General features: G+C 69.7%; 17 protein-coding genes. 13 read left to right on the top strand and 4 right to left on the bottom strand.

Annotated features, from left to right (window positions below):
• Nucleotides 1-2: 2 nt before the first annotated feature.
• The gene (locus tag POL25_RS14535; protein ID WP_272086601.1) at nt 3-1,001 is read right to left on the bottom strand and encodes a DUF4215 domain-containing protein; all 999 of its coding nucleotides are present in this window, start codon (nt 999-1,001) and stop codon (nt 3-5) included.
• Nucleotides 1,002-1,980: 979 nt separating this feature from the next.
• Here POL25_RS14535 and POL25_RS14530 point away from each other — a divergent pair.
• From POL25_RS14530 to POL25_RS14495, 8 genes are all read left to right on the top strand, one after another.
• Complete coding sequence (locus POL25_RS14530; RefSeq protein WP_272086600.1) at nt 1,981-3,282, top strand: DUF4215 domain-containing protein; 1,302 nt, start codon at nt 1,981-1,983, stop codon at nt 3,280-3,282.
• Nucleotides 3,283-3,451: 169 nt separating this feature from the next.
• Nucleotides 3,452-4,660, top strand: a complete 1,209-nt coding sequence (locus POL25_RS14525) for a DUF4215 domain-containing protein (protein WP_272086599.1) — start codon at nt 3,452-3,454, stop codon at nt 4,658-4,660.
• 169 nt (nt 4,661-4,829) lie between these two features.
• Nucleotides 4,830-6,038, top strand: coding sequence for a DUF4215 domain-containing protein (locus POL25_RS14520; RefSeq protein ID WP_272086598.1), 1,209 nt, complete (start codon nt 4,830-4,832; stop codon nt 6,036-6,038).
• A 288-nt stretch (nt 6,039-6,326) separates the two neighbouring features.
• A complete protein-coding gene (locus POL25_RS14515) occupies nt 6,327-8,282 on the top strand; it encodes a serine/threonine-protein kinase (protein ID WP_272086597.1) in 1,956 nt (651 codons plus the stop codon).
• On the top strand, nt 8,279-9,592 hold the full coding sequence (locus POL25_RS14510) for a vitamin K epoxide reductase family protein (protein ID WP_272086596.1): 1,314 nt from the start codon (nt 8,279-8,281) through the stop codon (nt 9,590-9,592). The genes POL25_RS14515 and POL25_RS14510 overlap by 4 nt, the downstream gene beginning before the upstream one ends.
• A gap of 6 nt (nt 9,593-9,598) precedes the next feature.
• Nucleotides 9,599-10,702: a hypothetical protein gene (locus POL25_RS14505; RefSeq protein WP_272086595.1), complete on the top strand. Its 1,104-nt coding sequence runs from the start codon at nt 9,599-9,601 to the stop codon at nt 10,700-10,702.
• On the top strand, nt 10,699-10,851 hold the full coding sequence (locus POL25_RS14500; protein ID WP_272086594.1) for a hypothetical protein: 153 nt from the start codon (nt 10,699-10,701) through the stop codon (nt 10,849-10,851). The genes POL25_RS14505 and POL25_RS14500 overlap by 4 nt, the downstream gene beginning before the upstream one ends.
• A gap of 1 nt (nt 10,852) precedes the next feature.
• On the top strand, nt 10,853-12,055 hold the full coding sequence (locus POL25_RS14495) for a TlpA family protein disulfide reductase (protein WP_272086593.1): 1,203 nt from the start codon (nt 10,853-10,855) through the stop codon (nt 12,053-12,055).
• Nucleotides 12,056-12,471: 416 nt separating this feature from the next.
• On the opposite strand, the gene POL25_RS14490 is transcribed toward POL25_RS14495, so the two are convergent.
• Nucleotides 12,472-13,719 carry a hypothetical protein gene (locus POL25_RS14490; RefSeq protein WP_272086592.1) on the bottom strand — a complete coding sequence of 416 codons (1,248 nt, stop codon included), beginning with the start codon at nt 13,717-13,719 and terminating at the stop codon, nt 12,472-12,474.
• Nucleotides 13,720-14,098: 379 nt separating this feature from the next.
• Here POL25_RS14490 and POL25_RS14485 point away from each other — a divergent pair, with 379 nt between their 5' ends.
• The 5 genes from POL25_RS14485 (at nt 14,099) to POL25_RS14465 (ending at nt 20,701) form a co-directional block, all read left to right on the top strand.
• Nucleotides 14,099-14,584: a hypothetical protein gene (locus POL25_RS14485; RefSeq protein WP_272086591.1), complete on the top strand. Its 486-nt coding sequence runs from the start codon at nt 14,099-14,101 to the stop codon at nt 14,582-14,584.
• Nucleotides 14,585-15,079: 495 nt separating this feature from the next.
• Complete coding sequence (locus tag POL25_RS44310; protein WP_272086590.1) at nt 15,080-16,516, top strand: L,D-transpeptidase; 1,437 nt, start codon at nt 15,080-15,082, stop codon at nt 16,514-16,516.
• 765 nt (nt 16,517-17,281) lie between these two features.
• Nucleotides 17,282-18,550 (top strand): polyhydroxyalkanoate depolymerase, encoded by a 1,269-nt coding sequence (locus POL25_RS14475; RefSeq protein ID WP_272086589.1) that lies wholly within the window; start codon nt 17,282-17,284, stop codon nt 18,548-18,550.
• Nucleotides 18,547-19,335 (top strand): 3-hydroxybutyrate dehydrogenase, encoded by a 789-nt coding sequence (locus POL25_RS14470; protein WP_272086588.1) that lies wholly within the window; start codon nt 18,547-18,549, stop codon nt 19,333-19,335. Before POL25_RS14475 ends, POL25_RS14470 begins: the two co-directional genes overlap by 4 nt.
• A gap of 22 nt (nt 19,336-19,357) precedes the next feature.
• A complete protein-coding gene (locus tag POL25_RS14465; RefSeq protein ID WP_272086587.1) occupies nt 19,358-20,701 on the top strand; it encodes an extracellular catalytic domain type 1 short-chain-length polyhydroxyalkanoate depolymerase in 1,344 nt (447 codons plus the stop codon).
• A 181-nt stretch (nt 20,702-20,882) separates the two neighbouring features.
• On the opposite strand, the gene POL25_RS44900 is transcribed toward POL25_RS14465, so the two are convergent.
• Together POL25_RS44900 and POL25_RS14460 are read right to left on the bottom strand one after the other, a co-directional pair.
• Nucleotides 20,883-21,278, bottom strand: coding sequence for a pentapeptide repeat-containing protein (locus POL25_RS44900; RefSeq protein ID WP_373372091.1), 396 nt, complete (start codon nt 21,276-21,278; stop codon nt 20,883-20,885).
• Nucleotides 21,279-21,320: 42 nt separating this feature from the next.
• A complete protein-coding gene (locus POL25_RS14460; RefSeq protein WP_272086586.1) occupies nt 21,321-23,204 on the bottom strand; it encodes a hypothetical protein in 1,884 nt (627 codons plus the stop codon).
• Nucleotides 23,205-23,243: the final 39 nt, after the last annotated feature.

Below are 23,243 nucleotides of genomic sequence, written 5' to 3'. Positions count from 1 at the left end.
TCTCATGGGCGGGCAACATCCTGAAAGCAGTAAAGGTGGAGGCCGCCAGCACAGGTAACGATCTTGCCGTAGATGGTCCATGTCTCGTCCGTGACGTCGATAAGGCCGGGGGAAGACTTGACGCGAAGTTCTCCTCCTTGAGTCCAATTTTCGCAGTGATTCGTCATGTCGGTGACGGTTCCGTCTGGATTCGTGTTCGTCCAGGCGGCCCCGGTAACGTTCGGGTTGGAACCGTCCTCGTCCACGTTGATGGCATTCAGGAGCGGAGAGATGGCCAGCCCTGCGAATCCTTTCGTGACAGGTTTGCCGTCGAGGAGCCGGTAGTAGCCAGCGAACGAGCTGTCGAAGCGGGTCGAGGGCGAACCGGTGTCATCGCTGAGCCAGGCGCGCCAGGGGCGCTCGCTTGATAAATCACCGTGCTCGGCGACCGCCTCGCAGAGCGCGTCTGCACGATCCAGCCCCGTGAGTTGGTCATCCACATCGACGTAGTATGGCTGCTGGGTGTGCTGTTTTAGATCTCCGTTGAAGTCGATCGATGTGACGAAGACAAACCGTGATGCCACACATGCGTTGCTGCAGTCATCTGTGTCGATCGCGTTGCCGTCGTCACACTCTTCCTCGCCTTGCAATGCGCCATCGCCGCATTCGATCTTCTGGCACTTGTTCGTGCACATGTCGTGGTCCGACTGGTTGCCGTCGTCGCACTCCTCCTGCCCGACCCAGACGATCCCATCGCCGCAACCAGCCATGGCGCAGACGTTCGTACACGAGTCATCGATCCCGTTGCCGTCGTCGCACTCTTCCATTCCGGTCCAGACGACCCCATCGCCGCATCTTGCGGTCTCGCAATTGGGTAGGCAAGCATCGCGCACTTCCAAGTTCCCGTCATCGCACTCTTCTTCGCCCTCGAGAACGCCGTTTCCGCAGCCTGGAGCATCGTCCGAAGCCATGGACGCGCCGGTAGGGCTCGTCGAGGTCGGCAGTCCGGTCGTGTCCGTCATCGACGGTTCCGTAGTCGTGGAAGTGCTACCGCTATTGCTATCAGCTTGAGGGCCCGCGGTGTCCGTGCCCGCGGACAAGTCTGAACAAGCCAATCCCAGCGAGCTCCACAAACCACCCGCGCAGGCAGCGAGAAACCGAGCTCGACCCTGAGTGAAACGTCTCATGCTGCGAGCATCCCACACCAGCAGCACAAAAACCAGGGTCGTGCGACCGAGGCCGGCCCAATCGTCTAGATTGTTGCGGTCCCAGCGCTTGGCTGCGCACGAGTGACATGCCGCAGTGGTCATGCGACCAGTGCTGCTCCACCGGCGATTTCTCGAGAATCTCGCAACGGGTACCCGCTCACCCTCAGGTGATCGTCGCTAGCTCCGCTGTCCCTCGCGGCCGCATCCTCAAGTCTGATGCGTACGGCCCGCCTCGCCAAGTTCAGGGGTGCGCCAGTCTGTCGACCGTTTGTACTCGCGCGTATCCGGTTCGTAGCTCTGATCGCGCGTGAATTGCGCTTCGGGCCCGCCCAGACATCTGCTGCGTGTTCTCTCGATTTGAACCGTAGCGAGGCGCGAGCTCGCGTGCTTCTGCTGCCTCTGACCACAGGGAGCGCGGAGCTGATGCGTCGCCACCAGTTCTTTGAGACAGGTGGCGGAATTTGCGAGCCTGGGGACCTGCGGGCTCTCCCTGTGGAACATACTCGCGCGGGGTAAGCCCAAGGGCTACCGGACTCCTGGTCGAGACGAGCAGGACCCCGCGCACGAGGTGCGTGGGCGAACCCATGCGCCTCCTGCCGATCCTTGCGATCTTGCGGTCGAGTCCCTCGATGAGCGCAGAGAACCCACCGCAGAACGCGGTTCCAGCAAGAGAAGCCCTTGCGCGGCTGCGTCGCCTTCGCTAGCTTCGGACCCTGTGCTCGCCTCTCGACGTGCCGCGCTCCCGGTCGTTGCTCTCACCGCTGTCCTCGCCGCCCTGACGGGTTGCGCCGACGTGCCAGGCAAATGCCTCACTGCGCCGTGCTGGGCGCCGGCCGAGTCGAGCACCAGCACGACGACGGACCCGACGACGGACACGACGATGGACGTGACGACGACAGGCCCGGGCCAGTGCGGCAACGGCGTGGTCGAGGCCGGAGAGACGTGCGACGACGGCCAGGATTGCGACGATGAAGGGGTGTGCAACTCCGACGCGTACACGGGGGCGAAGCACTGCAACGCGAGCTGTACGGGGACGTATCCGGAGTGGTGCGGGGACAAGGCGATGCAGGCGACGGAGGCGTGCGACCTGGGCGGCAACACGCCGACCTGCGACGCGGACTGCACGCCGGCGATGTGCGGGGACGGGATGCACAACCCGGCGGCCGACGAGGCGTGCGACGACGGGGCGGAGAACTCGGACGCCTACACGGAAAACGCGGACGAGGCGCCCTGCAACACGGCGTGCACGGGCAAGGCGCCGCACTGCGGCGATGGGGTCTGTCAGGAGGCGAGCGAGGACGGGAGCTGCGGCGACTGCAGCTGCGGCGACGGCATCGTGAGCGCGCCCGAGGTTTGCGACGAGGGCGGCGAGACCCCGACGTGCGACAGCGACTGCACCCCGGCGGAGTGCGGCGACGGCCACCACAACCCCGCGGCCGGGGAGTCTTGCGACGACGGCAACGAGGACGAGGTCGAATGCCGCAGCGACTGCACGCGGTGCGGCGACGGCATCCCGCAGGTGGGCGAAGAGTGTGACGACGGCAACGATGTCGACGAGGATGCATGCAGCAACGCGTGCATCAAGCCGCGCCTCGTGTTCGTGACGGCGGAGGACTTCAAGGGTAACCTCGGGGGCCTCGCCGGCGCCGACATGATTTGCGCCACCGCCGGCATGACCGCCGCTCCCGAGCTCCCCGCCACCGGCTGGCGGGCGTGGCTGAGCGACGACACCGGCTCCCCCTCCACGCGCTTCGACAAGACTTTCACCGGCTGGTACCAGCTCGTCGATGGCACCCCGGTCGTCAAGGGCTGGTCGGACCTCACCGACGGGACGCTCGCAGCCGCCATCAACCTCACCGAGGCCGGTCAAATCTCCGGAGAGCCCTTCGGGGCGTGGTCCAATTCGGATTTGGCCGGAGCGAAAGCCGGTTCCGAGCACTGCAATAATTGGGCGTCCTCAGCAATTCCACCAAAAGGCCGTCTAGGAGACACGACCGCGGCGAACTCGGACTGGACCGACGTTGAAGACGCGGGCAACAACCCGCTCAACTGCAGCAACAGTTTCCACTTATACTGCTTCCAGAATACTCCCTGAATCAATCCCATCCATGCTCGCCCAGGCTCTCGAACTGCTCCGCTCCGCGCTTCCGCTCGCGCTACTTGTTTCAGGCGTTGTCGGCTGTAGCTCCGACAGCCCTGGCGCGACTGATTGCGGTCCCACTTCATGCGGCACGACGGACCCGACGACGGACACGACGATGGACGTGACGACGACAGGCCCGGGCCAGTGCGGCAACGGCGTGGTCGAGGCCGGAGAGACCTGCGACGACGGCCAGGATTGCGACGATGACGGGGTGTGCAACTCCGACGCGTACACGGGGGCGAAGCACTGCAACGCGAGCTGTACGGGGACGTATCCGGAGTGGTGCGGGGACAAGGCGATGCAGGCGACGGAGGCGTGCGACCTGGGCGGCAACACGCCGACCTGCGACGCGGACTGCACGCCGGCGATGTGCGGGGACGGGATGCACAACCCGGCGGCCGACGAGGCGTGCGACGACGGCGCGGAGAACTCGGACGCCTACACGGACAACGCGGACGAGGCGCCCTGCAACACGGCGTGCACGGGCAAGGCGCCGCACTGCGGCGATGGGGTCTGTCAGGAGGCGAGCGAGGACGGGAGCTGCGGCGACTGCAGCTGCGGTGACGGCATCGTGAGCGCGCCCGAGGTTTGCGACGAGGGCGGCGAGACCCCGACGTGCGACAGCGACTGCACCCCGGCGGAGTGCGGCGACGGCCACCACAACCCCGCGGCCGGGGAGTCTTGCGACGACGGCAACGAGGACGAGGTCGAATGTCGCAGCGACTGCACGCGGTGCGGCGACGGCATCCCGCAGGTGGGCGAAGAGTGTGACGACGGCAACGATGTCGACGAGGACGCATGCAGCAACGCGTGCATCAAGCCGCGCCTCGTGTTCGTGACGAGCGCAAAGTTCGACGGCAACCTCGGCGGGCTCGCCGGCGCCGACATGAAGTGCGCTGCGGCCGGCATGACCGCCGCTCCCGAGCTCCCCGCCACCGCGTGGCGCGCCTGGCTCAGCGACGACACCGGCTCTCCCTCCTCGCGCTTCGACAAAACTTTCACCGGCTGGTACCGGCTCGTCGACGGCACCCCAGTAGCCAAGGGCTGGTCGGACCTCACCGACGGGACGCTCGCAGCCGCCATCAACCTCACCGAGGCCGGTCAAATCTCCGGAGAGCCCTTCGGGGCGTGGTCCAATTCGGATTTGGCCGGAGCGAAAGCCGGTTCCGAGCACTGCAATAATTGGGCGTCCTCAGCAATTCCACCAAAAGGCCGTCTAGGAGACACGACCGCGGCGAACTCGGACTGGACCGACGTTGAAGACGCGGGCAACAACCCGCTCAACTGCAGCAACAGTTTCCACTTATACTGCTTCCAGAATACTCCCTGAATCAATCCCATCCATGCTCGCCCAGGCTCTCGAACTGCTCCGCTCCGCGCTTCCGCTCGCGCTACTTGTTTCAGGCGTTGTCGGCTGTAGCTCCGACAGCCCTGGCGCGACTGATTGCGGTCCCACTTCATGCGGCACGACGGACCCGACGACGGACACGACGACGGACGTGACGACGACGGGCCCGGGCCAGTGCGGCAACGGCGTGGTGGACCCCGGGGAGACGTGCGACGACGGCCAGGACTGCGACGATGAAGGGGTGTGCAACTCCGACGCGTACACGGGGGCGAAGCACTGCAACGCGAGCTGCACGGGGACGTACCCGGAGTGGTGCGGGGACAAGGCGATGCAGGCGACGGAGGCGTGCGACCTGGGCGGCAACACGCCGACCTGCGACGCGGACTGCACGCCGGCGATGTGCGGGGACGGGATGCACAACCCGGCGGCCGACGAGGCGTGCGACGACGGGGCGGAGAACTCGGACGACTACACGGAAAACGCGGACGAGGCGCCCTGCAACACGGCGTGCACGGGCAAGGCGCCGCACTGCGGCGATGGGGTCTGTCAGGAGGCGAGCGAGGACGGGAGCTGCGGCGACTGCAGCTGCGGTGACGGCATCGTGAGCGCGCCCGAGGTTTGCGACGAGGGCGGCGAGACCCCGACGTGCGACAGCGACTGCACCCCGGCGGAGTGCGGCGACGGCCACCACAACCCCGCGGCCGGGGAGTCTTGCGACGACGGCAACGAGGACGAGGTCGAATGCCGCAGCGACTGCACGCGGTGCGGCGACGGCATCCCGCAAGCGGGCGAGGAATGCGACGACGGCAACGAGGTCGACGAGGACGCATGCAGCAACGCGTGCATCAAGCCGCGCCTCGTGTTCGTGACGAGCACGATCCACAATGGCAACCTCGGCGGCCTCGCCGGCGCCGACATGAAGTGCGCTGCGGCCGGCATGATCGCTGCTCCCGAGCTCCCCGGCACCGCCTGGCGCGCGTGGCTGAGCGACGACACCGGCTCCCCCGCCACGCGCTTCGACAAAACTTTCACCGGCTGGTACCAACTCGTCGATGGCACCCCGGTGGCCAAGGGCTGGTCCGACCTCACCGACGGGACGCTCGCAGCTGCCATCAACCTCACCGAGGCAGGTTCGGACCCGGTGGCTCCCAAGAAAGTCTGGTCCAACACCGCCGCAGGCGGCGCAAAGGCGGGCGAGGAGCATTGCCAAAGCTGGACATCGCCAGAACTTGAACCAAGCGGCCGCCTAGGAGTCACCACCGCGATCAATGCCGATTGGACCGAACTGAACGACGGCAAGCTCAACCCCCACGGTTGCGGCACAGCTCTCCACGTTTATTGCTTTCAGGACCATCTCTGATCCTCGAATTCAGACCATGCTCCCACGCTCCCATGCCTCTGAGCCATTTGCCGCTGGCCCTGTGGCTTGCGGTCCGCGGCGTCACAGCCCAGGCGTGACCAGCTGTGTTCCCACTTCATGTAGCGCGACGGACGCGATGATAGGCCGGAGCCGCGACGCGTCGACGACCTGTACTCGCCTATGCAGCGACGCGAAACGGTGTGGAGGCACGATGATGCAGGTGTCGAAGGCATGTAGCGAGAGCTCCCCAAGCTCGGCCATCGCCACAACCTCGCCCGGGAGCTTCGAATGACGCGGCCGCCCGAGCAAGCGGCCGCCTTCGACGACGACGCCGCCACTGCACCGAACATGCGGCGGACGCCGGCCGATCCGTACATCGGCCTCGAGATCGAGGGACGCTATCGCGTCGAGCGCAAGCTCGGGGCTGGTGGCATGGGGCGCGTGTATCTCGGCAAGCACTTGCGGACGGGCGCGTCGCTGGCGATCAAGGTCGTCGAGGCGCATCCTGCTCGCGGCAGTGAGCTGCAGACGCGGTGCTTCAACGAGGCGCGCGCCATGATGGAGGTCCGCAGCAGCCACGTCGCGCACGCCATCGACGTCGGGACCTTGCCGCACGGGGAGCTCTATCTCGTGCTCGAGTACCTCCGCGGTGAGGATCTCGAGGTGCTGCTCCGACGCGAGGGTCCGCTGCCGTGGACGCGGCTGGGGCCGATCGCCTTGCAGCTGTGCAGCGGCCTCGGCAGCGCTCACCGCCAGGGCATTATTCACCGCGACATCAAGCCCAGCAATTGTGTCCGGATCACGATCGACGACAACCCCGATCATATCAAGATTATCGATTTTGGCATCGCCCGCGACGTGGACGCGCCCACCGGCCCGACGCAGAAGGGCACGGTGATCGGCACGCCCGATTATCTCGCGCCGGAGCTCGTCACCGGTGACGCCCGGGCTGGCATACGCACCGATATTTATGCGCTCGGCGCCACCCTCTACAAGCTTCTGACGGGCGTCGCTCCGTTCCGGGGCGACAGCGCGTTCGAGGTCATGGGCAAGCACGTGCTCGGCGAGCGGATCCCGCCGAGCCGTGTCGCGCCGCAGCTGGCGATCCCTGCCGCCGTCGACGCGATCATCCTCCGGGCTCTGGCCGCGAACCCCAGTGAGCGCTATGCCAGCACGGACGAGCTGGCGCAGGCGATCTGCGCGGTGCTGGGGATCCGCCGCGCCGGCGTCTCGGGCGCGGCCTTCAGCCTGCCGGCGACGGCGGTGCTGCCTCAGGGCAGTGTGATGAGCGGAGAGCCCCGGCCGTTCCCGCTCATGGGCCACGGCTCGACCGCTGAGACCGTCGCGCCGCGGGCGGTCGCCGCCCGAGCCGTCACGCTGCTCTCGACCATCGGCATCTTCGTGGTCGCCACACAGCTGGTAAAGCCCGCCGACGCCTCGCCCGACGTCGTCACGGCCAACGCGCCCACGCTCGTCGACCACCCGCCCGCGAAGTCACCCGAATTGCGCTCCCCGACGCAACGCCGGACGAACCCGCGTCTCACCGGCGGCTCGGCCGAGATTGCGCCGAAGGACGCGCCCCACGAGGCACCTCCGCCGTCGCTCGAGACCCAGCGAGCACCCAGCGAACCCGCGCCGATCGTCGCGCCGGAGCCCGGCGAGGCCACGCAGGTCCATCCGCCGTCTCCGTCCGAGGCCAAGCAAAACGTGCCGTCGCCGGAGACGAAGCAAACCCCGCCGTCGTCCCCGGAGGCGAAGCAAGACGCGCCGCCCTCGAAGGCGAAGCAAGACGCGCCGGTCTCCGAGTCAACGCAAACGCCGCCGGCATCCGAGTCGAAGCAAACGTCACCCGGACCCAAGCCTCCTTCGCCGACCGACGCTCAGCCTTCAGCACCAGTACCTCCGCCTACCGACCTTCCACCTGCGAAGCCGCGGCCCGAGGCCAATTTCCCCTATACGGCCGCGCGCTCGGAGATCGCCCAGCAGCTCAAGTATCTGCGTACCACCTGCATGATGACGGGCGGCCGCGTCACCTCCAGCGTCAAGTTCCGCGTCGATGTCACTCCGGGCGGCACAGCGGACATTCGCGTCTATTCGGCCGATGGTGAGCTTCGCGCCTGCTTTCGCAAGGCCCTGTCGTTCCCATTCGGCAAGAGCCCGCGCGGGGGTGCGTTTGTCTACACATTGACGCAGTCGAGCGCCGATTTCGTGCCCGTGCCGCTCGACAAGGCGGGCAAGCCATGAGCACCGCCCGGCTCGCTGTCGCCGGCCTCTACCGGCAAGCGCTGATCGCCTGCGCCATGCTCGGACTCGTCGGCGCCTCGATCGGCGCCTACCTGACCGTCCTGAAATTCCGCATTGTCTATACCCCATGCCTCGCCCCGAGCGGCGGCTGTCAGGTCGGCGAGATGCGCTGCGAGGACGCTCTCGGGGCGGCATGGTCGATCGTCGGCGGCCTGCCGATCAGCGCCTGGGGCACGGCGGCCTACGCGTGCATGGTGGTACTGGCGATCGGCCAGCTGGTCCGGCACGATTTCCTCGGCGGCTGCGCCGCTGGCTTGCTGTGGGGCATGGCGCTCCTGGTCGCGCTGGTGAGCCTCGTCTATGCCGTGTACGCGTTTGCGATCCTGCAATCGCCCTGTCCGTTCTGCCTGTCGCTGTACGTCGTCACCCTGCTCCTGTTGATATTCGCGGCGGTCGTGCGGCGCACCGCCGACCCGCGCGAGCAGTTCGGCCTGAGCATCGCGTTTCGTCATCGCCGCGCCTCGCTCATCGACGCCGGGTTCCGCCTCGGCATGCTGCTGACGATCGCCAGCGGCGTGCAGTCGCTCGCCTATCACGGCATGCGCCACACCGTCAGCGTGCGCGACGGCTGCCCCGAGCAGGCCGAGCCCTCGCCGATCGCGCCGATCCGCCTCGGGCCCGCCGACGCGCCGGTGATCCTCGCGGCTTATCTCGACATGTCGTGCAGCGCGTGCAAGCGCAAGTTCAAGCAGCTCGCCCACGCCTTGCGCAACCATCAATTCTCCCGGCCGGTCCAGCTGTGGATCTACCACGCGCCGCGCCACGCCTGTGATCCGGTGGCCTTCCCGGCCGGGTTCGTGCGCACCGACGATCGCGCCCGCGACGACAACGCCTGCCTCGCCGCGCGCGCGGCCGAATGCATGGAGAAGCTGAATCCGGGCGCCGGCTTCCGCCTGCTCGGCGGCCTGTTCGCCTTGCAGGACGATCGCCAGGCCGGCCAGCCGCTGTTCACCGCCGAGCGCGTCGGCAACCGCGCGGTCGACCTCGGCATGGAGATCGATCCGGACGACCGCAGCAATCCATTGTTTCGTTGCATCGACGAGGACCGCGGCGTGCTCGCCACGATCACCGCTCACCAGCGGCACACCGAGGCGCTGAACCTGGCGGTCCCTGCGATCGCGGTGCATGCCGCCAAAGACGGCCAGATCGATCCGGCGCGCCCGCCCTTCTGGATCTTCGCCAACACCCCGTTCGCCGAGCTCGGCATGTATGTCGAGCTGCAGGCCGCTCCGCCCGCCAGAGCCGATTGATTCGTCATGCCCGCGCCCCGCGATCCCGCGACCCTCATGATGCTCGTGCTGACCGTCGCCATGGCGGTCGCGGTCGCCTCGGTCGTCTATCTCGTCACCTCCGACACCGACCTCACGCTCGACCAGGTCCAGCCTCTGGCCACCGCCGCGGCACCGACTTGCGACCTGTCGCGCCCCGCGACCGCGACCTGTCCCGCGGGCCAGTATTGCCGCCTGAACGCCTGCGTCCCGGTGCCGATCGAGGTCCTGTGCGCCGAGGGCGACAGCTGCCGCGACTGCGAGTGCGGGGACGGCCTCGTCTGTCACAACCTGCGCTGCGCCTCGCCGGAGAGCATCGATCGCACCCCGCTCGTGTGCGAGAAGAACGAGGCGCTCGCCGACGCGGTCAAGACGCTCGCGGTCAAGTGCTCGACCCGCAAGACGACCGTCGCCGACATCGTCTCGGCCGGCGCCTGCACGACCGCCGAATGGGAGCAGCTCGCGCTCGAGGATGACAAATTCGACCTGCTGCTCTCGGCCTTCCCTGACCGCTTCGCGGTTCATTTCCCGAGCGGCCAGCCCAACCTGAAGCGCAAGGATTGGCCGGCGCAGGAGGTCCTCGCCCATTACCTCGACCAGGTGCGGCGGTTCGCCGGACCGCTGCGCGAGGCCAAGCAGATCTTCGTCATCGGTCGCGCCAGCCCCGACGGTGACGCCGAAGCCAATCATTGGCTGTCGCTGGCGCGGATCAAGTTCGTCGAGAACCTGCTCGACCTCGTGCTCTACGAGGGCGTGCCCGAGACCGAGCGCGATCGTCGACGCGTCCGGATCCGTTCGTTCGGCCTGCCCAATACGCGGACCATCGAGCCCGCGCGTTATCGTCAGACCTACTTGATGGATCCGGGTGGCCGACCGCCTGCGATCTCACCGCTCGTCACCGCCGATCCGACCAGCGCCCAGGAGCTGCGCGCCGCGCTCGAGGGGGCGATCGATCTCGACGATCGCACCACCCCGGCCTGGCAGGCCCTGTTCTCGGCCGTCAACCGCGTCGTCTTCGTCATCCCGATCCCCTGCCTCGGCGATGAGTACAAGCCGCCGATCTCCGTCGACCTCGAGGAGCCCGCGCCGTGACCGAACGAAGCGCGCGGCTGTTCGCCCAGCTCACCTGCCTGCTCGCCATGGCCAGCATCGTCGCCGCCGCGGTCGTCGGCGTGCGCTGGCGACACGAGCGCGACACCTTCGTGCGCCGGCTCGAGGGCGCGTGCGAACGGGAGCCGTGACGTGAGCCGCGACCGCACCCGGCTGTTCCTCGGATGGACCGCGATCAACCTCGTCTTCACGGCGCTGGGTCTCATCATCACGGTGTGGCTGATGGGCCGGCGGGCCGACCAGCACCAGCAATTCGTGCGAATCCTGGCCGAGCGGCAGCGGGCCTGCGAGCCCGCCGCGCCTGCGCCCGAGCCGGCGAGCCCCGAGCCGGTGCAGGGGCCGCCGCCGCGGCAGGACCCGGCGAAATCGGGCTACCTCGGCGCCTCCGGCATGGACATCTCCCCGGCGATGCGCCTCAACCTCGAGGCGCTGCCGCCGGGCGAGGCGGGCAAGCTCTCGCTCGAGACGCTGCGCCTCGGCTCATCGCAGGTGTTGCCCGCGCGGACGATCCACGTCGTCAACCTCTGGGCCACCTGGTGCGACCCGTGCCTCGCCGAGCTGCCCGAGTTCAAGGCGATGTTCGCCCGCCACCGCGAATGGGACAATGTCCGCTTCGTGCCGATCCAGATCAAGGACCACACCGATCCGCTGCGGTCCTATCATGACTATTCCGGCGTCATGCCGCCGGCGCCGGTCCGCCTCGCCGATCGCACGATGAGTGACGCGCTCGCCTCGACGCTGGCGGCGGGCGACGACGGCGGCCTCTATCGCGGCAACCTGCCGGTGACCCTGGTGCTCGACTGCAACCGCCGGGTCCGCTGGGCCAAGTTCGAGCAGCTCGGCGAGGCCGACTTCGCCGCGCTCGGGCCCCTGATCGATCAGCTGCGCGCCGAGCTGGCCGACACGCGGCCGGGCGCGTGGTGCAGCCAGGAGTGGCCAGGAAACGGCCGCTGCGAGCCGATCGAGCGCACCGCGGCGCATCACAGCTTCGAGGATTGTGGGCCGCTGCGTCGCCGCGGCGGCGACCCGGCCGGGTCCGGCGAAGTCGGCGAGCCCGAGCCCGCCACGGTCGTCGCCCCGCCGCTGCAAGAGGCGGTGCCGCTGACGTGCCCGCCGAAGACCCGGCTGCTCAACGGCAAGTGTTCGCGCTTGCAAAAGATCCCCGAGCTGCAGGTGCGCGAGCCCGCCGCCTCGCCGATGTGCGGCAATGGCATCTGCGATCCGCACGAGAGCCGCGGCAACTGCTGCCAGGATTGTCCGTGCGCCGATCGATTCGTATGCAAGAGCCTGCACCCCGGCGAATCGCCGCGCTGCCGCGCGGTCCTGCAGCCGTGACGACGCTTCGTAGGCAAGAGCCTGCGCCCCGGCGAATCGCCGCGCTGCCGTGCGGTCCTGCAGCCGTGACGACGCTTCGTAGGCAAGAGCCTGCGCCCCGGCGAATCGCGGCGCTGCCGGGCGGTCCGGCAGCCGTGACGATGCTTCGTGGGCAAGAGCGTGCGCCCCGGCGAATCGCGGCGCTGCCGCGCTGCCCGGCAGCCGTGACGATGCTTCGTATGCAAGAGCGTGCACCCCGGCGAATCGCCGCGCTGCCGCGCGGTCCGGCAGCCGTGACGATGCTTCGTCTCGCATGCGCGAGACGCGATTGAAAGTGATGGGCGCCGAGAGGCCGCAGACGGAATCGCCGCACCGAGTCGCTCTAATCGGGCCCACAGCGACGCGGGCTCGGACGGGCCTGCGGCTGCGATGATGATTTAAAACTTCCCGGACAGCACGAGGCCGGTCTGGCCCGGGCCTGCGCTCGGTGCGACGCGGATCGCCCGCGCGCCGCCGGGGCCGAGGTGCTTGCGCTGGACGACGAGCCCCGTGATCGCGCCCGCAAGCAGGCCGACGCCGAGCCCGCGCACCGTCGCGGCCAGGGCGGGCAGCCCCGAGTGGCGATGCTCGCTCCAGTGCTCGGGCCAGCCGTCGAGGGTGCCCTGCGGGCTCGCGTTGTCGCGGCTGAACGGGATCGTGCCGCGCACCAGCAGCACCTCGCCGAGGATCAGGCCTACGCCGCCGACCGCCGCCAGGGCGCTCCACGCGATCATGCGCTTGCGCGGGTCGTCGGCGCGCCACACCAGCGCGCTGACGGCCAAGCCCGCCCCCGCGCCGAGGAACGTCGAGCCGAGGTTGCGGAACACGAACCCGCTGGCGAACCGGCGCCGGCAATCCGCGAGCGTCGGATCCTCGCACGACTTGACGCGCTGGCCGTGGATCATCCCCACGCCGCCGCCGATGAACCCGAGCCCGGCAATAGCCGCCGCGCCGCCGCTGATGAAGAGGCCGCGCGTCGTCGTCTTGACGACCTCGAGCGGCACCACGCCTGTCTGCGGCGGCGGCTCGCGATCCACCGGTGGCGTCAGCGGCGTCAGCTGGGGTCGCAGCGAGATCGCCAGCGGAGCCGAGCCGACCGTCACCTGCTGCTCCACCGGCTCGTACGCCGCGCCCTCCACCCGCACGATCCACGTGCCCGGGTCGAGCTCGAGCTTCAGCGGCTGTCGCGGGCTCTTCAGCGCGAACGACAGATCGGGCCGCAGGTCCGCCGGGCTGTCGGCCACGTGGCGCGCGAGCACGGTCACGGTCTGCGGGCCCTCGAGCGGCAGCGTGATCGTCACCGCCACCGGCGTCACCTTGCGCGCCGACTCCTCGAGCTGCTCCTCGCCCTGCTTGCGATCGTCGGGCCCGATGTCCTTGCGCGTCAGGTACTCGCGCACGTAGGCGACCGCGTGCGCGAAGTGACCGGCAGAGTCGCGGCTGGCGGCGGCGTTGAAGAGGATCGACGGGTCGTCGGGGAAATCGCGCCGCAGCGCCTCGAACTCGAGCGCGGCCTCGACGTAGCGCCCGCCCTCGAAGAACTTGGCGGCCCGCGCGGTCCGCTCGGCCTTGGGGTTGGCCGGTTGGGCCAGCGCGCCCGCGTTCGTCGTCGTGGGGCCCGCTGGCGCCCCGAGCAGCCATACCATCAGGGAGACGCAGCAGAGAGACGACATGCCGGCGAGCGGGACCGTAGCCGAAAGGACCGCCCGACGCCAGTCCGTGGGAGGGCTCGTGATCGGGTCCAGAACACCGTTCATGGCCGGGTTGGACCCCCGTGGGGCAGGGGCTCGCGCAGCGCCCTCGCGGCGCGAAGGATCTGCGAGCGCTGCGGACCGCCGAGGGCGACGAGGGTCGAGCGGGTCGCCGGCTCGATCGCCTTGCGGCGTGTGGCTCCGTTTGGCACTGTCGGTGACCCGTGAAGCGCGTGCGATCGCAGGTCTTCGTGAGTGAGGCACCCCCGGCCCCGGTCTCTCCGGACATGTCCTGGGGGACAGCATCATGCGGAGCGAGCCGATGAGGTCCGTCGTGCTGGACGGCTTGGCGCTGCGAGAGGTCCGGCTCACCGACCTGAGCGCGCTCGAGAGCGAGGTCCTCGTGCCCGACGACGGGGCGCGCTCGGGCCGGGAGTTCGTGATCGTCCGGTTCCGCGGGGCCTACCGCTCTGGCTCGCAGGGGCAGCCGGACGCCCTCTACATCACGGCCGTCGTGAAGATGGCGCTCGCCGCCTGGAGCGCGAGCGGCCTCGTCGTCGACCTGCGCGAGCTGTCGTACTCGTGGGGCGACGAGATGGAGTGGATCTTCGGGCTGGGGCGCTGGCACGCCGGCGCCAGGATCCACTCGCCCGTGGCGATCGTCGTCGGCGACGCCTGCCGCGCCGCGCTGATGAGCCTGAACGCGGAGGCCTATCAGGAGCAGTGCCGCGACAGCCTCGCGGACGCGCTGGCGCTGCTCGAGCAGAAGCAGGCTGCTTACGACGCGGCCGTACGAGCGTGGATCCGCGAGCCCGGGTGATCGGCGAGCTGCGTGGGCGCACGATCGGGAGCTGTGCGGATGATCGGCGCCTGGATGCTCCACGAACTCGCGACTTCGATCTCGCAGCGAACGCCGACCCTCGACACCCGCATGGCGATGGTTGCGGCTGTCGAACGGAGTACGTCGAGTAACATCATTCTCGGCGTACCGCGCCAATCCTGGCACTCGCCAAATCATGGCACTCCCCAGAGTCGAGAATGCGGCCTGGCCTGAAAGCCACGGCGCGAAAACGCGAGTGGCGCAAGTTCCGCCGACCGACATCGGTGGACCCGCGGGGCGGAGGTCGGACCGCGGACGAGGCGCCGCAGTCTCGGAGGTGGGCATCGGCGGACTCGCACGCGGCGGGCAGACCCGGTTAGAGGCGGCGCGCTCGTTATTTGCCCGCACCCTCGCGCAGGAGGACAATGCGGTCGTATGCCGCGCTCGCCGCGAGATGTTCCGGCGCCCCTTCGCTCTGGTTTCTGCTTCGCGCTCGTGAGCGCCGTGCTCGCGGCCTGTTCGGCGCCGCCGGCTGGGCTGGCGGAGGTGTCGGAGAGCGAGCCGGCGGCGAGCGACGAGGCATCGCCGGACCCCGTCGAGGAGCCGGCGGTGGCCGGGCCGACGCCGAGCGAGAGATCGGTCGAGACCGCCACGCCGGTCGGTCACCGGGTCGTGCGCTCGGGCGCGCTCGTCTACGCCGCGCCGAACCGCCGCGGCGGGCGTCGCGGGCGGACCGAGCCGCGGCGGCCGTTCGCCATCTTCGGCGTCGAACCCGGGCCGGGCTGCGAGGGCGAGGGCTGGGCGCGGGTCGAGCAGGGCGGCTTCGTGTGCCTCGAGCACGCGGGTACCAGCAAGGGTCCGGCGCAGATCCAGCCGGAGCTCGCGGCGGAGCAGATGTTGCCGTTCATCTACGCCCGGCCGAAGATCCTCGACCGCAAGACCGGCGCGATCGCCAGGGTCCCGCGCTACCTCGACCGCTACGCGCTGGTCCGCAACGACCCGCCGATCGACTGGCTCGAGCCCGATCGGCAGTACACCTTCCTCCGCACCAAGACCCGGCGCGCCGGCCTGATGCTCATCGACGCCGATGAGCGCGCCACCCCGGCCCGCGACATGAAGATCGCCGCGCCGAGCCTGTTCGCCGGCCGCGAGCTCGCGCGTGAGCCGGTCGCGTCCGGACTCCGGCCCGCATGGGCCGTCGGCCACCCCGCGGTGCTGCGCGACGCTCCGGCCACGAACGCGAAGCAGGTCGGCACCGTCGAGTACCACGCATCGCTGGCCGTCGACCCGACGCCGATCGTCGTCGGCGAGGAATCGTGGTACGCCGTGCCGGACGGCGCGGGCCCGGGCAACGATGCCTACGTCGTCGCTGCTGACATGAACTATTGGATCCCCGGCCCCACGCTGGCCGAGGCGCGCGCGGACGAGGTGTGGATCGACGTCGAGCTCGGGCAGCAGACATTGGCCGTGATGCGCGGCCAATCGCCCGAGTTCGTCACCCTGATCTCGAGCGGCGCCGGCGGCACCGGCACCCCGCCGGGCCTGTTCCGCATCTACGAGAAGCTGGCCGTCGCCACCATGCGCAGCGGCCCCAACGCCGAGGACCCGTACTTCGTCGAGGGCGTGCCGTGGGTGCAGTATTTCCACCGGCGCTACGCCCTGCACGCCTCGTACTGGCACGACGATTTCGGCAAGCGCCGCAGCCACGGCTGCATCAACCTGTCGCCGAAGGACGCCGCCCGCGTCTACGCGGCCACCTCGCCGAACGTGCCCCCCGGCTGGAACTCGCTGCTCGAGCACGCCGGCGACCCGGGCACGCTGGTGCGCGTGCGCCGGGGCACCGACCCGGTCGAAGACCGCCGACTGCCGCTCGGGGTGATCGAGCCCGGGCAAGAGGGCGAAGAGACCGCCGAGCCGGCGCCAGCAGAGTAAGCGGCGACTCGTCGGTCGTGCCGTCCTTCTCTCGTGGACTACCAAATCCACGACAGGGGGAGGGCCCACGACGGCCGCATCCGTGCAGCCCGCATCCAGCGGCAACCTCTTCGCCTCGCCCCGAGATAGACGCGGCGCTGCCCGGGCGCAGTCGGTTCTTCCTCCGCCGCCCCTCGGCATCACCGTCTCGGACATGTGAGTCGCCCTGGCCACGGCACCAGAGTATCGAATCGCATGCGCCGCGCCAGCTCCGACGATTCGTGCTTTCTCACCAAATATCGTTGGGCATCACCAATAACAACAGGTGCGCCCCAAGCACGGTTGCATGCATTTAAATCCTGGCACCGCGGATCCATCTCGTTTAGCTTCATCCCATGGCTCGTGTCCGGGCCAGTCCGGAGTGACCCATGCTCACACCATTCTCCTCGCTGCCAAGCTTTGGCCTGCACGCTTACCTCGCCCGCGGATCCTCGGGACACGTCTGTAGAGCCCGCGCCGAGGCGGGCGACCCTTCCCCGGACCCCCGCGAGGCGCTGTCGGCAATTCGCGAAGCAGGAACACCGGGCCCCTCGGCAGCTCGAGCACCGAGCCCCTCGGCAGCTCGAGCACTCCTCGGCAGGAGTACCGGGCCCTCGAAAGCTCGAGCCCGCGCCCCGCCTGCACACGCAGAAGTATTTGCTGCGCCGCAACATGCCCCCCGCTCGACAGCCTCAGGAATCCGCCCATTTAAAGGAATCTATGTTGCAGCGCAGCAAAGTCCGGGGCATGCTGCCGCCCAGCATGCTCTACGAGCTCCACCACCTGCAGCGCCGCTGGCTGCGACCGATCGCCGGCCTCTCCCGGGTCAACGCGGAGCTCTTGCGCATGGCCCCCGGGGGTCTCGGGCGGCCCGCCGCCGCCGGGTGGGAATTGCTGCGGCGCATCATCAAGGATCACCCGCGGCCCGCCTTCGGCATCGACAGCGTCGAGGTCGACGGTCAGCCCGTCCGCATCCGCGAGGAGGTCGTCGCCCACACCCCGTGGTGTCGCCTCGTACGCTTCGCTCGCCACGCCGACGATCCTCAGCTGGCCGCGCGCCTCGACGCCGATCCGCGCGTCTTGCTGTGCGCCCCGCTGTCGGGGCACTTCGCCACCCTGCTGCGCGACACCGTGCGCTCGCTGTCGGCCGATCACGACGTCTACGTCACCGACTGGTCGGACGCGCGCGAGGTCCCGCTGTCGGCCGGCTTCTTCGGGCTCGACGACTACGTGCTGCACCTCGAGCGGTTCTTGCGCGCGCTCGGCCCGGCGCGCACCCATGTCGTCGCCGTCTGTCAGCCGGCCGTCCCGGCCCTGGCCGCGGTGGCCCGCATGGCCTCGGCGGGCGAGGAGACCGCGGCCTCGCTGACCTTGATGGGCGGACCGATCGACGGGCGCATCAACCCCACGCAGGTCAATCGCCTGGCGACCGAGCGGCCGCTGGTGTGGTTCGAGAAGAACCTCGTGCACCGCGTGCCCGCCGGCTTCCCCGGCGAGGGCCGGCGGGTGTACCCGGGGTTTTTGCAGCTGGCCGCGTTCGTGTCGATGAACCCGCGCCGGCACTTCGCGGCTTACCGCGATTACTGGTTCGACCGCGTGCGCGGGCGCGACGAGCAGGCGGCGGCGCACGAGCGCTTCTACGACGAATACAACGCCGTCCTCGACATGGACGCGCTCTATTACCTCGAGACGGTGCGGCTGGTGTTTCAGGAGCACGCCCTGGCCCGCGGCACCTGGAAGGTCGCCGGCGAGCGGGTGCGCCCGGGCGACATTCGTGACACCGCGGTGCTCACCGTCGAGGGCGCGGAGGACGACATCACCGGCGCCGGCCAGACCCATGCCGCGCAGGAGCTGTGCCGCGGGGTGCCCGAGGCCGCCAGGCAGCGGCTCACGGCCGAGGGCGCTGGCCACTACGGGATCTTCTCTGGCGCGCGCTGGCGCAACTCGATCTACCCGGCGGTCCGCGCATTCATCCGCGCGCACGACCCGGCATTCGCAGGAGGGCAGCGATCATGACGCAGTTCGCAGGCAAGACGGCGCTCGTCACCGGTTCGACCAGCGGGATCGGCCTCGGCATCGCCGCGGCCCTGGCGGCGCGGGGCGCCAATGTGCTGCTGAACGGCTTCGGCGACATCGAGGCGGCGCTCGCGGTGGTGCGCGACGCGGCGGCGCCGGTGGGCGGACGGGTGGCCCATCACGCCGCCGACGTGTCGCAGCCGGCCGACGTCGAGGCGATGATGCGCTACGCGGACGATGTGTTCGGCGGGGTCGACATCCTCGTCAACAACGCGGGGATCCAGCACGTGGCGCCGGTCGAGGAATTCGCGCCGGAGCGGTGGGACGCGGTGCTGGCGATCAACCTCAGCTCGGCGTTCCACACCACGCGGCTGGCGCTGCCGCGGATGCGCCGCGCGGGCTGGGGCCGGATCGTCAACGTGGCGTCGGTGCACGGGCTGGTGGCGTCGGCGTACAAGGCGGCGTACGTGGCGGCCAAGCACGGGCTGGTCGGGTTGACGAAGGTGGTGGCGCTCGAGACGGCGCGCACCAACATCACCTGCAACGCGGTGTGCCCCGGCTGGGTGCTGACGCCGCTGGTGCAGGCGCAGGTCGAGGCGCGGGCGGTCTCCGGCGGCCTGGCCTTCGACGACGCCCGTGACGCGCTGCTGGCCGAGAAGCAGCCCTCCGGCCAATTCGTGACCCCCGAACAGCTCGCCGAGCTGGTCTGCTTCCTCAGCAGCGACGCGGCCGCGCAGGTCCGCGGCGTCGCCTGGACGATGGACGGGGCCTGGACCGCACAATAACGCCACAGCGAAGGACACGACCATGCAGCGATTCGCACCGATCTTCGTCACCGCCCTTATCGTCGGTATGCTCGCGGGCCCGACGCCCGCGGCCGCGAATGGGGTATGGACCTCGCGCAGCGTCGCCGGGATGACGACCCACGTGTACACGCCGGCGACCGCGGGGGTGGTCGGCGAGGGCCGCGGCCTGCTGATCGCGCTGCACGGGTGCTCACAGTCGGCGACGGTGTTCCGCGACCTCGGCAACTGGGCCAGCGCGGCCGAGGCGTACGGGATGGTGGTGGCGGTCCCGAGCGCGCCGAACGGCGGGGTGCTGCTGGGCTGTTGGGATTACTTCGGCGGCAATCACTCGCGCACGCAGGGCCACGCGGGGGCGCTGCTGCAACTGGCGGCCAACCTCAAGGCCGACGCGGCGCTCGATGTCGACCCGGCCCAGGTCTACGTGGCCGGGCTGTCTTCGGGCGGCGGCATGGCGATGGTGATGGGCTGCGTGGCGCCCGACGTGTTCGCGGGGGTGGGGATCGACGCCGGCCCGACGATCGGCACCAGCTCGTCGCAGATCGGCAAGGTGTCGACGACGCAGCAGGCGGCCAAGTCGCTGTGCACGAGCCTGGCCGGGTCGAACGCGGGGGCGCTCCAGACCCAGCTGACGTCGGTGCTGGCGGGGACCGGCGACTACGTGGTGGCGCAGGGCTACGCCGACCTCAACGCGGCCGTGATGGCGCAGCTGTACGGGGCGTCCTCGGCGGGCGGCTTCAGCGTGGCCGACCTCGAGGGCTATCAGCCGGCCGGGACGGGGCTCTTGTGGGCCGACGCCGAGGGGCCGCGGGTGTCGCAGATCCGCGCGACGGGCCTGGCCCACGCGTGGCCGGCCGGCAGCGGCGCCGGGGCCGACAAGTCGTACGTGTCGCCGAAGCACGTCAACTACGCGTGGTACCTCGCTGATTTCTTCAGTACGCACAATCGCCGGATCTGCGCCGACTGCGGCGGGAACGGCGAGACCGGGACCGGTGAGACCGGGGACGGTGAGACCGGGAATGGTGACACCGGCAGCGAGACCGGCGGCGAGACCGGCGGCGATGACACGGGCAGCGGCGAGACCGGGAATGGTGACACCGGCAGTGGCGACACTGGCGAGGCTCCGTGCACGCCGTCGACGCCGTACGTGCAGGCGGTGACGGCTACGATCACCGGGCACCTGTCGCGCTTCACCAGCTACCCGCACGGCTTCGGCGTGGCGGACGCGACGTATACCTCGCTGTTCGCCAAGTACGGCATGTCGACGGCGTTCCCGCTGTACCAGGGCAGCGACAGCAAGTGGTACGCCGACCCGGCGAAGGTGCCGGGGGCGGTGAGCTGCCCCTGATTTCGAACCCGGCGGAAACATGCTGCGACGCGCGCCGATGCCTGTGCCGCTGGCAGTGACTCACGCTACGCAGCATCATGACGACGCGAGGCGCCTCCGCGCGATCGAGCGGGAGAGCGGGCGCCTCGCAGAGCGCAGGCTGCTCGGAGCCTGTGGGGGCCGCAGCTTCGTGCTGCGCGCGTCACGGCGTGTTTCGTGGGGCTCGCTGCGAGTCGACGGCCGCCTCGTCGAGGGTCAACTCGTCGAGGGTCGCCTCGTCGAGGGTCGCCTCGTCGAGGGTCGCCTCGTCGGGGACCGCCTCGTCGAGGGTCGCCTCGTCGAGGGCCGCCTTGTCGAGGGCCGTCTTGTCGAGGGGCGCCTCGTCGAGGGTCGCCTCGTCGAGAGTCGCCTCGTCGAGGGTCGCCTCGTCGAGGGTCGCCTCGTCGAGGGTCGCCTCGTCGAGGGTCGCCTCGCCGAGAGCCGCCTCGTCGAGGGTCGCCTCGTCGAGGGTCGCCTCGTCGAGGGTCGCCTCGTCGAGGGCGGCCTCGACAGTCGTCTCGTTGGCTGCCGCCTCTTCGGCGGGGACGAGGCGAAGCAGATGCTCGCTCGGAGCGCGGCTCGAGCTGCTGCGAGATTGCTGTCAGAACGCCAGCGACTCGGCGTCGAGGACGTCGCTGGCCGGGTCGGTCGCCAGCGTCTTGCCGGCCGGCGCGGGGACCTGGTTCTCGACCCAGTCGACCAGGTAGAGGAAGGCGCGCTCGGCGTAGGGCTGCATCAACACGAAGCGGTCGGCTGCGCCCTCCTCGCCGATCGTGCCGTCGAAATCGAAGTCGAGGCCGAGGCCGTCGCTGTGCGCGTCGACGTGACCGCCGTGCGACACGACGTAGAGGCGGTGCTGCGACGGGGTGCCGAAGGCCGCCACCGCGGCGCGGTAGCTCTGCGCGTGCACGGCGAATGCGTTGAGGCCGTCGGCGTCGCCGTGCACGCTGATCAGCGGGACCGAGAACTCGCCGGTGGTCGCGTTGGCGAGGGCCCACGTCACGTGTTCGGCGGTGAAGCCGGCGTCCTGCGCCTGCGCGAGCCAGGCGTACATGGCCGGCGGCGCGTCGTTGGGGCCGGTGTAGCAGGAGTAGGCGGCGGCCTCGGTAGCGTCGTGGCCCATCAGCTCGGCGCGGAACACGTAGCCGGTGAAGTTGTAGTAGCCGACGCCCTTGAACTGCGGCAGGCCGAAGCCCTTGAGGTAGTCGAAGGCGGTGTTGTAGGCGCCCCAGATCGGCGCCGAGGCCGGGTCGAAGCCGCCGGCCTGCATGGCAGCCTGGGCGTTCGGGTAGGGCGGGATCTGGGCGTAGTTGGCGGGGGTGGTCTCGGTCTGCGGATCGTAGGCGTAGCGCATGGTCATGGCGGCGGCCTCGTTGGTGCGGATGAGGTGGTCGCCGGCGGCCAGCTCGGCCGGCGTGACGGTGTCGTCGGCGTCGGTGTCGAGCACGCGCGCGTCGGGCCAGTAGACGCCGGCCCAGTCGAGTCCGCCGGCGAACACGGCAGCCTCGCCCTCCAGCACGCGCAGGCGATCGAGCTCGAGCGCGCGGCGGACCTGGTAGGCGCCGTTCGACAGGCCGGCGGCGTAGATCGCCGTGGGCGCTTCACCATGCGCGGCGGTCAGGCGGTCGCCGGCCCACTGCCCGAGGTCGATCAGCATGGCGCCCCAGTGCTGCGACGGGTGCTGCTTGTTGAGCATGGTCGCGTTGCCGTCGACGCCGCCATTGGTCATGCCCTTGTTGCCGACGACCACCGCGTAGCCGCGAGCCACCAGCCACGAGAGCAGCACGCCATGGCTCGACCACTGGTCGCGCGTGCCCGGGGTGCCGAGCACCACCAGCCGCCCGTTGTAGTCGGTCGGCACTGCCAGCACGATCTCCTGCGTGCGCGCGTCGATCGTCAACGCGCCGGTGATCTCGACTCCCGGGGTCTGGCTGGTGGGCACCCGCTGCGCGCTGTGCAGCACGCTGGCCTTCATCAGGTCGACCTTCTTCTGCTCGGCCGGCGGCAGGGCGTTGTACTCGGCGCTGCCCTTCACGAGCGCCCAGTAGGTGCTGTGCTCGATGCCGCCGTCACCCTCGCCGAGCCAGTCGAGCCGCACGCCGCCGTCGAGGCCGACCAGCAGCGCGTCGAGGTCCGGCGGCAGGTCGCCGGTGGTGGTGGTCTCACCCGGATCGGTGGTGGTGTCGGGGCCGGTCGAGGTCGAGGTCGTGGTCGTGGTGTCGACCGGCTCGCCGGTGGTCGTGGCGGTGTCTTCGGTGGTGGTCGAGTCACCGGTGGTGGTCGTGGCGGTATCACCGGTGGTGGTCGTCGGCTCGCCGGTGGTCGGCGTGACGGTGGTCCCGGTGATCGCGGTCGTCGCGTCAGTGCCGTCGGTGGTGCCGCTCGAGGTGTCGGTGCCGGTGCCGGTCTCGGTGGTCGTCACGGCCGCGTCGCCGCAGGCGACCAGCAAGGCCAAGGAAGTCGGGAGCGCGCTGCGAATGGGCATGACGGAGCAGACCACATGGACCCGTGAAAGCAAAGCGAC

It is taken from the genome of Nannocystis bainbridge (genome assembly GCF_028368995.1).
Taxonomy (GTDB): domain Bacteria; phylum Myxococcota_A; class Polyangia; order Nannocystales; family Nannocystaceae; genus Nannocystis; species Nannocystis bainbridge.
The sequence above is the reverse complement of the archived record's forward strand: the minus strand, read 5'-3'. Positions and strand labels throughout refer to the sequence as shown.

What these genes read in the sequence shown, in the direction of transcription:
- POL25_RS14505 (WP_272086595.1), top strand. Translation starts at nt 9,599, where the DNA reads ATGCCCGCGCCCCGCGATCCCGCGACCCTCATGATGCTCGTGCTGACC.
- POL25_RS14535 (WP_272086601.1), bottom strand. Translation starts at nt 1,001, where the DNA reads ATGACGGACACGACCGGACTGCCGACCTCGACGAGCCCTACCGGCGCG.
- POL25_RS14475 (WP_272086589.1), top strand. Translation starts at nt 17,282, where the DNA reads ATGCTGCCGCCCAGCATGCTCTACGAGCTCCACCACCTGCAGCGCCGC.
- POL25_RS14490 (WP_272086592.1), bottom strand. Translation starts at nt 13,719, where the DNA reads ATGGTATGGCTGCTCGGGGCGCCAGCGGGCCCCACGACGACGAACGCG.
- POL25_RS14465 (WP_272086587.1), top strand. Translation starts at nt 19,358, where the DNA reads ATGCAGCGATTCGCACCGATCTTCGTCACCGCCCTTATCGTCGGTATG.
- POL25_RS14470 (WP_272086588.1), top strand. Translation starts at nt 18,547, where the DNA reads ATGACGCAGTTCGCAGGCAAGACGGCGCTCGTCACCGGTTCGACCAGC.
- POL25_RS14460 (WP_272086586.1), bottom strand. Translation starts at nt 23,204, where the DNA reads ATGCCCATTCGCAGCGCGCTCCCGACTTCCTTGGCCTTGCTGGTCGCC.
- POL25_RS14510 (WP_272086596.1), top strand. Translation starts at nt 8,279, where the DNA reads ATGAGCACCGCCCGGCTCGCTGTCGCCGGCCTCTACCGGCAAGCGCTG.
- POL25_RS14515 (WP_272086597.1), top strand. Translation starts at nt 6,327, where the DNA reads ATGACGCGGCCGCCCGAGCAAGCGGCCGCCTTCGACGACGACGCCGCC.